Here is a 13,760-nt window from a genome sequence, read left to right on the forward strand (position 1 = left end):
TCGATAGTAAAACAAGCTGTTGCATTTAACAATACACTTTTCGAATAAATCAGATATATTAAAAAAATATTCGATTATCACAATCTATCAAGCTGTTTTCAGTTGCATTTCGCAACATTTTCTTGCGATAAAAAAAGACGCTAGCATTTATTTAAGCTTGCGCCATAGTGTAGATCGATTAATACCAAGACGATTTGCAGCCTTTGATTGATTCATTTCCTCTTCTTCTAGTATTTTCTCAATGATCCTTCTCTCCATCTCTTTTAAAGAACCTCTGACCTCAATGGTTCGATCACCTTTTCTTACCTTCGGAGGATGGTTTAGTCGTCCGATCAACGACTGGACCTCTTCTATCTCGACATAGAAGGAGTTTGAATGGAGAACGAGCTGTTCGACCACTTGCTTCAATTGATCAACATTTCTTGGCCAGTCATATTTCATCAGTTCATCCATCGCGTCCTGTCTGACTCCAACAATCTGCTTGCCATACATTGAATGAAATTCGGAAATGAAGACGGGGATTAAATTCTCAATATCCTGTTTCCGTTCTCTAAGTGGCGGTAAGTAGATGATCAATCGCGCAAGGTGCGTGAATAAATCATGGTCGATCGTTGCACCGTCATCATCGATCCAAAGCTCATCCTTTGATGAAAGAATCAACCTCGGCAGATGGCGACTTTCTTTTTGGAGATAGTGATAAAGCTTCTTTTGTGATGGAAGATCTAATCGGTCGATCCTCTTTAAGTAAATGATTCCTTCTGGATGGTTTGCGAAGATTTGTTCATCAATCAATCTTGTAAGATCCCCGTCCTCTAGCAAATCGCAGCGGATCGTGATGAACGGTTCGTTGTTTCGCTTACTTTTTAAATAGATAGACTGCGCAACAGAATCTTTTCCAGTACCCGTTTCCCCGATTACCCAGAGCGGCTGTTCCATTCGACTATACGTATCGACCTGCTTGATTACTTCCTGCATCTGTTTGCTCTTCCCAGTCAGTAGGAAGTGCGGAACAGCTGTCACCACATCGATCGCATATTCCTTCTCTTTTTCATGCCCACCTACTGATCGACCTTGAAAAGCTTCCTCTAAATGCAGGATTATCCGGTCCTTCGCAACGTTTGACGTTACATGCCAGAGCTTCTTATCTAGGGTCACTACCTTTTTCTGACCCTCTCCTAGTTCTGTCTGTTTTACTAGATTCATAACGACAGCTGACCCCTCTACTTCATCTATAGAGAATGTGCGATCAAAACGTTCATTGGAACATATTAGTTTCCCTTCCCTGTCCATCACACCGATCAATCTCTCATCAGCGTCGATGATCGACTGATAGAGGGATACTTCTTTATGTAATTTTGAAAAGAGACCGAACACTCGTCGCGCCTCCTCTAATGCTTCCATCACGGCTTCCTTCCCAGACGTAATCAGTACGCCGTTCATCTCAAGCCGCTTCGCGGTTCTGACTGTGACCACATCACCGATGACAACCTCAAATCCTTCGCTTTTCAAACCCTGCAGCTTCTCCTCAACTTCACTTTCATTTTCAATCGACAGGGATTTGATATCAAGATCAAGAAGATTGCAAATCGTCGAAGCTCCTTGAGAGATATTCGGAAAGCCTACGATGGCAGCTTTTCCAGAAAAACCCTTCACGAGGGTCAATAGACGAAGGATGTCATAGCCGGTCACCTGAATATCAATGACCGGAATCGACACGACATCTTGAACGAGTGAAGCGGTCCCCCCACGACTAATGATGATGTCGAACCCACTCTTCTCATACTGTTTTGCGACCTCTACCCCATCATCCATGTTCCCGAGCGCGGTATGGATTTCAAAATCCTCAACGTCTATGTCACGCATGATTTCAATAAGCCCCTCGTAAGGAGCAATTACTAATGCTTTAATCATATCGTTTCACCTTCTGATTAAAATTCCTACTCCTGATGACGAAGTTCCTCCCATACGACGCGGTATACTTCTTTGATCGGAATGCCAAATTTCTCAGCGATCGCTTTGCAATCCTCGTATTCAGGAGCGCTCTCGACGGCTTCTCCACAATGGACGCCTCGTTTAATCGTCACAGCTCCCCACTCGGTCTCGATTTTATCGAACGATCGCTCAAGGCGATGAACGGAGATCGGATAGTAACGAATCCCAAACGTCGTCGTTTCTTCGAAGAGAACACGTTTAATGTCATCTAACTTCTCCCTGTCACATAGTAATTGAAGCAAAATGGCAGGACGGTTTTTCTTCATATAGATCGACGAATAAAATACGTCGTTCGCACCATGATCGAACAACTTTTCCATCACATACCCAAGCCACTCGCCCGGCATGTCATCGAGGTTCACTTCGACCTTTAGCATCTCGTCGTCGATATGTTCCTCCTTATGCGAAAAAGGTTGAGACATCAAAACCGACCTCCTTTCTTAACTGCCTAGAACCGCTCGGAGAACGTTCGGGTGATCCGGGAAATCCTTCGTACCCGCTCCATATCCGACTGATTCAACAACAAACGAAGGCATCGGACCAAAATCGTTCGCAAGCGCTGCTAAAATGCCGCCTCCTGTCGGCGTTGTCACTTCCCCTTTGATCGCCGTCTCTTGAATCGGAATTCCTTTCAGTAACTCTAACGTCGCAGGCGCCGGTACTGGATAAATCCCGTGCGCAATGCGGATACGCCCGTTGCCTACTGGAACAGGAGAAGAAACGATCCTCGTCACGTTGAGAGAATCGATCAAGATACACGCACCAACAATATCCACAATCGAATCAACCGCTCCCACTTCGTGAAAATGTACTTTTTCAAACGGCATGTTGTGAATTTTCGCTTCAGCTCGGCCGATTTTTTCAAAAACAGAAAGCGCCATCTTCGTCACGTTTTCATTCAGTTCAGCACGATTGATCATGTCAACGATGTCCGTGTAGTGGCGATGGTGGTGATCGTGACTATGATCGTGATCGTGGCCATGATGATAACCGTGGTCGTGGTCATGACTATGTTCGTGACCGTGATCATGATGATGGTCTTCCTCATTTGTAAGGAGCACATCAAACTTCGTTGCAGAAACACCCTGCTTCACCACGTTATACGTTTTCAACTTGTATTCTGATTCAATATTAAGCTTCGCGATGTCGCGCTCAAGTACGGAGTAGTCCGCACCTAGATCGAGGAGCGCTCCGATCGTCATATCGCCGCTGATTCCTGAGAAACAATCAAGGTATAGTGTTTTCATCTTCTTCCCCCAGTTAATCGATTATCGTATCACGATGATTTTTATGAATTAATGTCGCATAGTATCCTGCTCCAAAGCCGTTGTCGATGTTCATCACGCTGATACCAGGTGAGCAGGCGTTTAGCATGGAAAGAAGAGAGGAGAGCCCCTGGAAGTTTGCTCCGTACCCGATGCTTGTTGGCACGGCTACGATCGGATTGCTGATCAAGCCGCCAACAACGCTCGTTAACGCACCTTCCATCCCAGCGACCGTGATCGCGACCGTCGCGTTCTCGATCTCGTCAAGGTGATGGAAAAGGCGATGGATGCCTGCTACACCAACGTCGTAAATCCGTTTGACTGATGCACCGAACGCTTCAACCGTGACAGCCGCTTCTTCTGCAACAGGAAGATCGGACGTCCCTGCGCACACGACGGCGATGTACCCGCCATAGAGCACCTCTGGTTCGTCTGGATGCTTCCAGTACAGCGTTCGAGCTGCTTCATTGTACGTAAGATCTTCAACTTGTTCCATTACAAAAGCCGCCTTGTCAGTTGAGATCCTCGTTGCGAGAACGCGGTTTGTATGGCGCTTCAGAGAACTTAAGATCTCCACCATATGTTCAGGCGTCTTTCCCTCTCCGTACACGACTTCAGGAAATCCCGTCCGCTCTTCTCTCTGATGGTCGACTTTTGCAAACCCGATATCTTCAAACTTCGAGAGAAGGCTCTTCGCATCTTCAACTCCTAGACTCCCATCCTTCACTCGCTGTAAAACGTCATCTACGTTTCTCTCTCTCATCGTGAAACACCTCTTTGTTTATATAGTAGATTGTTCAACTTCTAACACCTTGTTCATGCTGCCGCTCTTGTATCCTTCAAGATCGATCGTGACGTATTTATACCCGAACGACTGCAGTTTTTTAGAGATGCTACGATGGTTGTCCATCACAACCTGCATATCCTGAGGTTCTACTTCAATTCGCGCCATATCCCCATGTGTCCGAACACGAACTTGTTTAATACCTAGACTCTTCACATACGCCTCAGACTTATCAACCTTTGTCAGTTTCTCCTGTGTGATCTCTTCACCGTACGCAATTCGAGAAGATAAACAAGCGAACGATGGCTTTTCCCAAGTTGGAAGACCTAGCTCTTTTGAAAGCGTACGAATATCCTCTTTGTAAAACTCAGCTTCCTGAAGTGGCCCACGCACGTTATGTTCTTTAGCTGCTCGTGCACCTGGTCGGTATTCACTCATGTCGTCTGAAATCAAGCCATATACGACATTCTGGAATCCTTTCTCTTTCATGATCGGCATCACTTCTTCAAACAGACCATTCTTACAGAAATAGCACCGGTTCTCATCGTTTTGCGTATATCCAGGAATCGCTAACTCTGACGTCTCAATCACCTGATGATGCGCCCCAATTAAAGCGGCAAGCTCCTTCGCTTCTTGTAGTTCACTGGTAGGATACGTTTCAGAATCCGCCGTTACTGCAAGGACATTCTCTTTTCCAAGCTCGTCGATGGCTACTTTTAAAAGAAACGTACTGTCCACGCCACCAGAAAATGCTACGACCACACTTTTCATTTCTCGTAAAATTTCCTTCAAACGAACATATTTATTTTCTAACACCCGTTCATCACCTCTCCGACTTATGTATTGTTTAAACCCTATAATGTAATCGCTTCCATTCAAGCCTTTTAAAAACGTTGCAAAATAAGTCGGTTCGATTTCAATGTAAATATAAAATTCTAACTATTATGCATTTTGCAACACTTTCATTATAAACCACTCATTCTTGAAAGTAAAAGGATGGCTTTCTCTACATGCAAAGAGCAATTTTACTAATTTAATAGAGAGGACTATACTACTTGCGAATTTCAACCGATAAAAAGTTTAACTTCAAATGAGAGGAAGAATTCTTCATGATACGTTGGCTGCTCGGTTTTTCAATCGCCTTGATGTGTTTCCCTATTCATTCAACTGCGACGGCTAATACCCATACCGATGCTCGGTACGGATCCTGGATGTGGGATGCCTACTATGTGTACAACCAGGACCAAACATTTTTCAGTGAGTTAGACGCGCTCGAGATCGATACGGCAATCATGAACGTCGGGTATGACCCGAACCTAAAGGCGCACGTGCTACAGTCAAAACCTGAAAGCTATGATTCTTTTATCCAGACGCTGCATGAACAAGGGCGAGAAGTCGAAGCGCTTTACGGCAATTCCGACTGGGCGCTAGATGCCTACTACTGGCACTTAAGAAAGAACGTACAAATCGTGCTCGATTACAACCGTGACTACTCCAACCGGTTCGATGCGCTCCATCTCGATATCGAGCCTCATACGTTTCCAGACTGGGAGCAAAACAAAGAATCGTACTTAACACAGTACTTGGCGAATTTGAGAAAGGTAAGGAATCTGATCGATCAGCACAACATCGCTGCTTCAGACTCGCTTCGCTTGGTCGTCGTTGTGCCATACTGGCTTCACGACTACAAGTTTTCAGACGGACACAAGTTCCTTCCGAAGCTTTTTGGCATCGTCGATGAAGTTACGGTCATGAATTACACGAGGTTTAACAGTGTGTATATCGAGGCTGGGGTAGAATTTTTGAAGGCAGCTGAGGCTGCAGGTAAGCAAGTTTCAATAGGTTCCGAGTTTCTAAGTGGTACGCCTGAGCTCGACTGGATCTCTCTATCTTCCTTCACGCGCGCTGAATTAAACGATTACCTGAACAATGCGTACAGCGTTTTTCACACCTATGATAGCTTCAAGCAGTTTAACGTTCATACCTTTGAAGCTTACAAGGAGTATATCGAGACGCACCCTGTCAGTGATCCTGAACCACAGTAAAACCGATTAACAGGACCTTCATTGTGAAGGTTCTTTTTATGTTCTAGACGCCTACGATGTTTTCATAGACAAGTAGACGCTCTCCACTTCATGTTAAACTAGACCTAGAACATAGGTTTTCTTCCATTTTAGAGAGAGAACCTTAGTTTTGATTAGTAAAAAGGAGCTGTTGACTATGAGCGAAAAAGGCTGTATCAAATGCGGAAGTACCGATGCTGGGGAGAAAGAAGTGGCGATGACCGGAGCAGGCGTTGCCAAGTTTCTCGATGTACAAAACAATAAATTCAAGGTCGTATACTGCAAGAACTGTGGATACTCTGAATTCTACTCGAAGGACGCCTCGAAAGCTGGAAATGTGTTAGACTTTTTCTTCGGCGGTTAAGTCTTTGTAATGCCTCACCTAGAGTGCTCTACTAACGACCATAACAAACTGTGAGGTGATTTCTCTGATCGACTTCTTTAAACGGTACATCACTTCAAATACTGCCGGAAGATTACATATTATCTATGAGGTCACGCTTGCTTCACTCGTGATCTATTCCATTATTGTGGATACGAACTACAGCTTAGACTGGTTTATCTGGGGAATCTTTGTGATTGATTACTTCACGCGTCTTATCATTAGTGATAACAAGGTTGAATTCGTGAAATCGAATGTGTTGGAGTTGATCGCTATCATCCCTCTAGGCGAGATCTTCCAATCCGCAAGATTAATTCGCCTCTTCCGAGTGATTAGACTGCTTGCGATCATCAAGAAGCGGAAGTCGTCCTTGAACGAAGTGTTCAGTCGATTGAACATCGACCGCTACATCATACTTCTCATCGCATCGATGTTCATCGCATCACTCCCGATGGTGTGGTTAGAACCTGCCTTCGAACATTACGGGGATGCATTATGGTGGGTGATCGTAACGACCACGACTGTCGGGTATGGTGACCTTTATCCTGTAACAGGCATCGGTCGAATCATCGCGATCTTCTATATGCTTGTCGGAATTTCATTGATAGGGATCGTAACGGGTACCGTCGCTTCCTTAATCACGAAACAGAAGAAGACGACGCTACCGCCTGAACTCGAATACGTTCATAACAAGATCGAGGAGTATCCGGTGCTGACGGATGAAGATTACGATGAGATGGTAAAGCAAATCAAGAAAATGAAAGAAGGACCTTGAAAGGTCCTTCTTTTTTCATTTTCATTATCCTTTTTTAATCCAGAATTTCAGTACGCCGTCTTCTTCGGTATCTTGAAGAAGCTCATGACCACCGGATTTCACCCATGCTGCGATATCACTTTTTGCGCCTTTGTCAGTTGCATGGACTTCAAGTACGTCACCAGAGTTTAGTTCCTGGATGCTTTTCTTTGTCTTCACGATTGGCATCGGGCATGCGAGGCCCTTTGCATCAAGCGTTTTTGTCGCTTCCAGATTCATGCTGAAATCCTCCTTATTTTTCTACGTCTTCTTTCCACTCGAGCATACCGCCCGTCATGTTCTGCACATTGTAGCCCTTCTCTTCAAGGAACTGATATGCTTTTCCGCTTCGTCCTCCAGAACGGCAAACCATGATGTGCTCTCTAGACTGATCGATTTCATCCAAGCGATCTTCTAGTTCTCCTAATGGAATGTGCGTTGCACCAGCTATCTTACCTTGAGCAACCTCTTCGTCCTCACGCACATCGATGATGCTTACGTCCTCATTGTTCTTCACTTTCTTCGCTACTTCTTCTGGTTTAATTTCCTTCATCATTTGTACCTCCTTGAATTCGTATTATTGCCATTTCACTACTACCCTAAGTGGTATTCATTCAACTAAAATTTAACCAACCCTGCGGAAGATTACAGCGCCATTATATACCCTATAGGGTATATTGTCAAACAGAGATACTAGTACTATTTAAGTGATTCATCACTGATTTCAATAATGCGATAACCCGTATAGGTACTGGATAAACGTCATTTATTAAAAAAGCTCAAAGCCTTTTGCTTTGAGCCTTGGTAAAGACGCCATGTCTTAAAAGCAGCTACAAGTAGTGAACATTGGCAGCTGCCTTTATTCATGAACGCTTCTATCCGTTTTTACCTTTTCAAATAAATCACCATAAGACAATCCAGTTATGTTTTCGAAGCTTTGTTCAAAATCACCCGACTCACTCGTTGCGTCGATGATCTCTTTTATCACTTCTTCCCCATTTTCTTCAATCACGTACGTAACGGTGAAGTAGCTCTGCCTGTACACGTCCGTCATTTCTCTGGCCCCTGCTTCCTCCCACTGTTCGTGCGTGATGAGCTGATCGAAGGGGACGAGTTCATAGTCCCACGTCTCCACGTTACTTCCTTTGTTCGCTACATAATCCGCTACGCCTTCTTGGAACCAAAGTGGATAGAAATGCAGCCCAGCGTTCGTCACTTCGACTTTACGATCTAACGCATAATGCGTGTATTCGTGCTTAATCTTACGTTGAAAATGATAAAGCGTTTTTTCATCACCTTCTACTACGCCCTGTTTATTATCAACGAGCACACCAATCATCATCGAAAAGCGATCATAGAAACCTTCCACGTGACTCAATTCACTCAATCCATTAAATTCTTCTTCATTCGTAAACAGAATAAGGTCGACGTTTCTCTCATCCACTTCACCGATTAACGATTTTGTTGTCGTTCTTGCTTGCTTGAGTGTATCTTTTACGAGTGGAAAGAGATCTGTATCTTCACCTTCTACATAAATCGTGACGTCCCGATCCACCATTTCGTCCCTCGACTGCTTTGCTTCCTTCTCCAACTCCCCATCGAAGTTTAACGTAACGATCGCTTCAACGGCATGATAGTAGGACACAGTCTCACCGGCACTCTCTTCAATGAAACTATGAATGAAGAAAACGGCAGCTCCTACGAGTAGCAGCGTGAGTGTAAGAACACTTGAGATAACAATCATCACGATTTTTACTGTTGAATTCATGTGACACCTCACGTCTTTAATACATCTCTAGTAATTCTATCACACTTACAATTTACAATTTGTCCTTATCCTAGGATAACTAATAGATTAGACCTTCACGATAGAGCAATATCGATGGCAAGCCTTTCACCTTTTTCAGCACAATGAATAGTATATACAAGCAGTATTTGAAAATATATGAAGGGGAGAAAAGGATGGCTTCTCGGAAAAAGCATTATAAAGAGGCTTCTACACATAAACACTGTAGTCGCTGTGCACCGAAGAACTGCTGTTGCAAAGATTCCTTGCTTGGTCTTTGCAAATTCTGCGGATGTAAAAGGTGCAGGTGTAAACCAAAGTGCAAAGAGAAATGCGAGTTTGAGTTATTAAACTTAGATGCATCGAAGGATGTTACGGTAACACAAGGAGATTTAGAGCTAGGAATCGAACAGGGGGACGTGTCCCAAAACAACTCACAAGGGCAATCTGGATCGAACCTTGGGCCACAAACCCAAACTAATTCACAAGGTCAAAGTGGATCCACGCTAGGAGATCTTACCCAAAACCCTACTGAATCTCAAACGCAAAACATGGCTGAACAGACGCAAAACCCTACTGAAACGCAGAGTTTAACGATGGAAGGACAAACCTTGACTGGCCCTACTCAAACACATACAAATGGGTCTCAGACGACAGGTGCTCAAACGCTTCAAGCGAATCCAACAAACAACAGTTCCGCCGACGTGACGCAAACAGTTAGTGGTGTAACTGTCAATGTTCCAGTCACGTTAGAAGTTAGCTGTGGATGTGACAAGAAGAAACACGGTCATAAAGGGTGCGGCAAGGATGTCGACTGTTGCGCCAAATCGATGGGAGATATCCTGAACCAAGTCCGAATCTTACAACCAACATTTCTTGAAACAATCGACATTTATTTAACCGACTCACCTTCACTAGAAGAAAATCCAATTCCGAATCAAACCATTACGAATGTGGATGATTGTGCAACTGTTTCATATGCTACAGGCCCAGTCGTGACAACACCTTCTTCAACAGCACAACTTTGCAAGGTCGCAGGTTTTTCTGCAATCGACAACGGCGCAAGTCCGAACTTGTATCAATTCTTAACGAATTACGCTGCGACTTGTACAACCAATACTTCGAGCTCAGACTGTGGATGTTACGAAAAAGACTGCTATAGCTGCAGCCGCTCATCATGTAAATGCAACGCTTGTGCAAATGGGATAGGCGACCAGCTTAGACCACGAATTGGTACAAATGTAAACTTAACCATCGACGGCGCACCAGATGAAATAACAGACGTGACTGTATTAAATATATGCGATTGCCTTGGTTTCTTCACCAGTGAAACAACCAATACGATTTATGTCTTCTCTCTATGTGCAATCACCCAGTTCACTCCTGTTGAGAGTGCAACTCCACCAGCAGCTCCTCCATCAACGAATTTCACACAGCGAACAACCAACATTTGCAATTCACTTTTTGACTAATCAGCTTAGGGTACTCGTTTGAGTGCTCTATTATTTTTTGTCGTGTTTCTTCTGTGCCTTCGCAATTTGTTCCCATACACTTTTCTGAATCTGCTCACTCAGCTTTTTTCCATCGATATCAGAATTGTTTGATTCAGTCCGGTCTGTGACAACCTCTCCATCAACAACTTTGTAATGGTGTGACGTCGTAATGGTCTTATTCGTCGTTTGGTTAAACGTACCATTTGTCATATTTTCTTTGTTTACGGTTAGTAGGTTATCAAGCTCTTTTTTGAAAGATGCTTTCAATTCATTCAGCTCTTCTTCAAATTGGGAAAGCAACTCTTCTCTCAACCTTGCAAACTCCACCTCTAACTCTTTCGCATCCACTCTCATCACCTCAACATCTCATGTATTCACCTACCCTATCGTATGAATGATTAGCTGTAACGTTCATCTTTTCTGGAGGGACATGGGGACAGGTTCCTTGTCCCTCTCACCTGTTACATCAACTGGGACATGGAACCTGTCCCTCCGTCCCTACACACAAAAAGAGGATGCAATCTGCACCCCCTTTCACATTGATTCTATCTATATCCTACTTCGCGTACGTCTCCTTAATCACCGGTACTGACAACGCCCCAAGAACAAGCAAGATTCCTGAGATCAAAATCATGAACGGCATGGAAGAACCGATTAGTGGGAATAAAACGAAGCTTAATAGTGAAGCGATAATTTGCGGCAAGCAAATGCTTCCGTTAAACAGGCCAAGGTATGTACCCATGTTGCTTCCCTTCAAGGCGTTCGTTAAGATCGTGAACGGGAACGTCATCATCGCTGCCCAAGCGATCCCAATCAGTGTGAACGAAATAACCAATGCCCATTGATCTTGAATGAAGAAGACCGAGCCGAATCCGATTCCACCTAACAACAAGCTGATCGAGTAATACGGCTTTCTCTGATTGTTCGGAATGCGAGACAACACGAGTGACCAAACAACTGCGCCGATCGATTGAACCGCTGTCATAATACCGAACCAGTTCCCTGCATCCTGGTAAGCAGGGCTTGACGGATCACTTGTATTCCACACGTTAAGCGCAATAGCGCCTGTTCCATACGTCCATAAATACTGGAATCCCATCCAGCAGAACAATTGAACGAGTGTAACGGTCCAGAATACTTTTGGAGCGCTTCCAAGTAATTTGAAAAAGCTTACTTTTTCCTTCGTCGATTCCTTCGTAATGCCATGATACATCGCATATTCGTCTGGATCATACTCACGCACTTTGATAACCGTAATCAAACTACATACGATGAGAATTACCGCACCAGCGTAAAATGAAATGACAACGGATTGAGGCACGACTCCTTTTGGTGCACTATTCGATACACCAAGGAGCGTTAATCCGAACGGGAAAATACTCGCAAGTACGGCACCACTGTTCGATAGAAAACTTTGAATCGAATACGCAAATCCTTTTTGTTCCTTGTTGACCATGTCTCCAACCATCATCTTAAACGGCTGCATCGCCATGTTTGACGAGAGGTCCATAAACAGGATTGCAATCGCACCGAACGTCATCGCCGTAACAGCACTAAATCCAAAACTACCGGAGTTCGGCAATAAACACATTACGATGACCGCAACTACCGCTCCAACTAAAAGATACGGAATCCGTCGACCGAGCCTCGGCATCCATGTACGATCCGAAAAGTACCCGACTAGCGGTTGAACGATTAATCCAGCCAGCGGTGGCAGGATAAAGAAGATTCCTAAATTATGCGGGTCCGCACCAATCGTTTGGAAGATACGCCCCATGTTGGCACTTTGCAGTGAGAATGCCATCTGTACGCCTAGAAACCCGAAGCTGATCAACCAGATCGTCGTGATCGGGAGAAACGGCAGTTCTTTTTGATACCTTTGGTCATTTGTTTGTTCTACTGTCTCTTGTAGCATGATTTCCTCCTATACGTGCACGAACAGCTGCGAAACGAAATGTGTTTATTATAGATTTGTGCAATCGCTTGCATTAAAGATTAAAAAAGTAGGCTGATTCCACATTGATCGACTGACTGCGTGCAATGAATCTATCCTTTTACGTCACTGGAAAATTATACTTTCACAGTATATACCAAAGTAGTGCAGTTAAGCAACCGTTTGCACAAAATCATAAAAAATTATTTAAAACGATTTCTTTTTAGATGAAAGTGAGGTTTTATAAGCTTTGTGACTTTTGCTTCAATACCTAATACTTAATTTCGCTTCATGTACCTCTTTTCTCATCATTACTTACTTATTATTAGTATTTATGGGTAAAACCATAAACAACACACTAAAAGGAGGTGGAATCATGACAAACTACTATTTAAATCCACAAAAGAAAATTAGTCACTTATTCGAGAGAAAGCGTATAGATTTTTCTAAGCCAAAGAAAAACTTAAAAGCGGGTGATAGAATATTAATCTATATTACTGGGTCTAAAGAAATTGCAGGAGAAATTGTAATTGCAAATACTCCTACCTACCGTCCAGAGTTACAAACATCCCCGGATCATCAGGAATTCGCATGGTTTTCAGAAATAAGTGATGGAGAAATTTTTGAGAACCCTATGAATCTTGGAGATCCTGCTGTTCGAAATGAGCTTGAAGAGTTGAAGGGTAAAAATAAAGATAAGTGGTCGTGGATTGTGGCCTTAGGGACAAAAAGGATTTCGCAAAACGATTACCTTCTTCTTTCCGGTAAATACACCCCTTTAGAATCTGAAACAAAAATGAATGCTAAAGAGATATGCAATCAGCTAGATGAAATGATTTTAGAAGATGTGCTCCAAAAAACAGATTCACATGAATTAGATCAACTCAATCCGGAAGCAACGATTGAAACTAAAAACGCCTTCATTAAGGTTAGAAAAGCTAGCCAAAAAACGATTAAGACACTCAAGAACATGTACACTCATACATGCCAAATCTGCAAAAGCAATTATAACAACCCTTATGGAGTTAACCTCTCAGAAGCCCATCACATAGAGCCGTTCTCAACTTCTCTTAATCATCACCCTTCTAACATCGTCATTCTTTGCCCTAACCATCATAGATTAATGCATCAAGCCAACGCCAAATTTGATCGGGATCGACAATTATTTGTCTATGAGAATGGTTATAAAGAACATCTATCCATTAATTATCATTTATAAAAGAAAAATAAAGTGACCAGGCTGAAAGTTGACCAGCCTGGTCATTAGGT

13 protein-coding genes and 1 pseudogene are annotated in these 13,760 nt (G+C 43.4%); 5 read left to right on the forward strand and 9 right to left on the reverse strand.

The annotated features are described in order from the left end of the window. Nucleotides 1–147 precede the first annotated feature (147 nt). The 4 genes and pseudogenes from ACXAEY_RS15420 to larE all read right to left on the reverse strand — a co-directional run bounded on the left by ACXAEY_RS15420 (nt 148) and on the right by larE (nt 4,857). Nucleotides 148–1,911, reverse strand: coding sequence for a PrpR N-terminal domain-containing protein (locus ACXAEY_RS15420; RefSeq protein WP_474813101.1), 1,764 nt, complete (start codon nt 1,909–1,911; stop codon nt 148–150). 26 nt (nt 1,912–1,937) lie between these two features. Beyond that, nucleotides 1,938–3,239: pseudogene (gene larC / locus ACXAEY_RS15425) on the reverse strand (nickel pincer cofactor biosynthesis protein LarC). Between the two features lie 13 nt (nt 3,240–3,252). Further along, on the reverse strand, nt 3,253–4,020 hold the full coding sequence (larB, locus tag ACXAEY_RS15430; RefSeq protein ID WP_474813105.1) for a nickel pincer cofactor biosynthesis protein LarB: 768 nt from the start codon (nt 4,018–4,020) through the stop codon (nt 3,253–3,255). A gap of 18 nt (nt 4,021–4,038) precedes the next feature. Continuing rightward, on the reverse strand, nt 4,039–4,857 hold the full coding sequence (gene larE, locus ACXAEY_RS15435) for an ATP-dependent sacrificial sulfur transferase LarE (protein WP_474813107.1): 819 nt from the start codon (nt 4,855–4,857) through the stop codon (nt 4,039–4,041). Between the two features lie 293 nt (nt 4,858–5,150). Between larE and ACXAEY_RS15440 the strand changes: the two genes are divergently transcribed. The 3 genes from ACXAEY_RS15440 to ACXAEY_RS15450 all read left to right on the forward strand — a co-directional run bounded on the left by ACXAEY_RS15440 (nt 5,151) and on the right by ACXAEY_RS15450 (nt 7,261). Next, complete coding sequence (locus tag ACXAEY_RS15440) at nt 5,151–6,086, forward strand: hypothetical protein (RefSeq protein WP_474813110.1); 936 nt, start codon at nt 5,151–5,153, stop codon at nt 6,084–6,086. A 175-nt stretch (nt 6,087–6,261) separates the two neighbouring features. Then, nucleotides 6,262–6,468, forward strand: coding sequence for a zinc ribbon domain-containing protein (locus tag ACXAEY_RS15445; RefSeq protein WP_270181149.1), 207 nt, complete (start codon nt 6,262–6,264; stop codon nt 6,466–6,468). A gap of 55 nt (nt 6,469–6,523) precedes the next feature. Next, a complete protein-coding gene (locus tag ACXAEY_RS15450) occupies nt 6,524–7,261 on the forward strand; it encodes a potassium channel family protein (RefSeq protein WP_474813113.1) in 738 nt (245 codons plus the stop codon). Nucleotides 7,262–7,285: 24 nt separating this feature from the next. Here the strand turns inward: ACXAEY_RS15450 and ACXAEY_RS15455 are convergent, their stop codons facing one another. From ACXAEY_RS15455 to ACXAEY_RS15465, 3 genes are all read right to left on the reverse strand, one after another. Continuing rightward, a complete protein-coding gene (locus ACXAEY_RS15455; protein WP_474813115.1) occupies nt 7,286–7,519 on the reverse strand; it encodes a sulfurtransferase TusA family protein in 234 nt (77 codons plus the stop codon). 13 nt (nt 7,520–7,532) lie between these two features. Continuing rightward, complete coding sequence (locus ACXAEY_RS15460; protein WP_474813116.1) at nt 7,533–7,832, reverse strand: rhodanese-like domain-containing protein; 300 nt, start codon at nt 7,830–7,832, stop codon at nt 7,533–7,535. A 306-nt stretch (nt 7,833–8,138) separates the two neighbouring features. Next, a complete protein-coding gene (locus ACXAEY_RS15465) occupies nt 8,139–9,047 on the reverse strand; it encodes a collagenase (protein WP_474813118.1) in 909 nt (302 codons plus the stop codon). 194 nt (nt 9,048–9,241) lie between these two features. Here ACXAEY_RS15465 and ACXAEY_RS15470 point away from each other — a divergent pair, with 194 nt between their 5' ends. Further along, the gene (locus ACXAEY_RS15470; RefSeq protein ID WP_474813120.1) at nt 9,242–10,537 is read left to right on the forward strand and encodes a hypothetical protein; all 1,296 of its coding nucleotides are present in this window, start codon (nt 9,242–9,244) and stop codon (nt 10,535–10,537) included. Between the two features lie 30 nt (nt 10,538–10,567). Here the strand turns inward: ACXAEY_RS15470 and ACXAEY_RS15475 are convergent, their stop codons facing one another. Both ACXAEY_RS15475 and ACXAEY_RS15480 read right to left on the reverse strand, forming a co-directional pair. Further along, nucleotides 10,568–10,915, reverse strand: a complete 348-nt coding sequence (locus ACXAEY_RS15475; protein WP_474813122.1) for a hypothetical protein — start codon at nt 10,913–10,915, stop codon at nt 10,568–10,570. A gap of 199 nt (nt 10,916–11,114) precedes the next feature. Further along, on the reverse strand, nt 11,115–12,473 hold the full coding sequence (locus ACXAEY_RS15480) for an SLC45 family MFS transporter (protein WP_474813123.1): 1,359 nt from the start codon (nt 12,471–12,473) through the stop codon (nt 11,115–11,117). Nucleotides 12,474–12,867: 394 nt separating this feature from the next. On the opposite strand from ACXAEY_RS15480, the gene ACXAEY_RS15485 reads away from it, so the two are divergent. Next, the gene (locus ACXAEY_RS15485) at nt 12,868–13,710 is read left to right on the forward strand and encodes an HNH endonuclease (protein ID WP_474813125.1); all 843 of its coding nucleotides are present in this window, start codon (nt 12,868–12,870) and stop codon (nt 13,708–13,710) included. Nucleotides 13,711–13,760 lie beyond the last annotated feature (50 nt).

It is taken from the genome of Anaerobacillus sp. ABA4_114, from assembly GCF_056159065.1.

Bases quoted from the DNA above. Each gene is read 5' to 3' on its own strand.
- ACXAEY_RS15485 (WP_474813125.1), top strand. From the start codon at position 12,868: ATGACAAACTACTATTTAAATCCACAAAAGAAAATTAGTCACTTATTC.
- ACXAEY_RS15420 (WP_474813101.1), bottom strand. From the start codon at position 1,911: ATGATTAAAGCATTAGTAATTGCTCCTTACGAGGGGCTTATTGAAATC.
- ACXAEY_RS15455 (WP_474813115.1), bottom strand. From the start codon at position 7,519: ATGAATCTGGAAGCGACAAAAACGCTTGATGCAAAGGGCCTCGCATGC.
- ACXAEY_RS15460 (WP_474813116.1), bottom strand. From the start codon at position 7,832: ATGAAGGAAATTAAACCAGAAGAAGTAGCGAAGAAAGTGAAGAACAAT.
- ACXAEY_RS15465 (WP_474813118.1), bottom strand. From the start codon at position 9,047: ATGAATTCAACAGTAAAAATCGTGATGATTGTTATCTCAAGTGTTCTT.
- ACXAEY_RS15440 (WP_474813110.1), top strand. From the start codon at position 5,151: ATGATACGTTGGCTGCTCGGTTTTTCAATCGCCTTGATGTGTTTCCCT.
- ACXAEY_RS15480 (WP_474813123.1), bottom strand. From the start codon at position 12,473: ATGCTACAAGAGACAGTAGAACAAACAAATGACCAAAGGTATCAAAAA.
- larB (WP_474813105.1), bottom strand. From the start codon at position 4,020: ATGAGAGAGAGAAACGTAGATGACGTTTTACAGCGAGTGAAGGATGGG.
- ACXAEY_RS15470 (WP_474813120.1), top strand. From the start codon at position 9,242: ATGGCTTCTCGGAAAAAGCATTATAAAGAGGCTTCTACACATAAACAC.
- ACXAEY_RS15445 (WP_270181149.1), top strand. From the start codon at position 6,262: ATGAGCGAAAAAGGCTGTATCAAATGCGGAAGTACCGATGCTGGGGAG.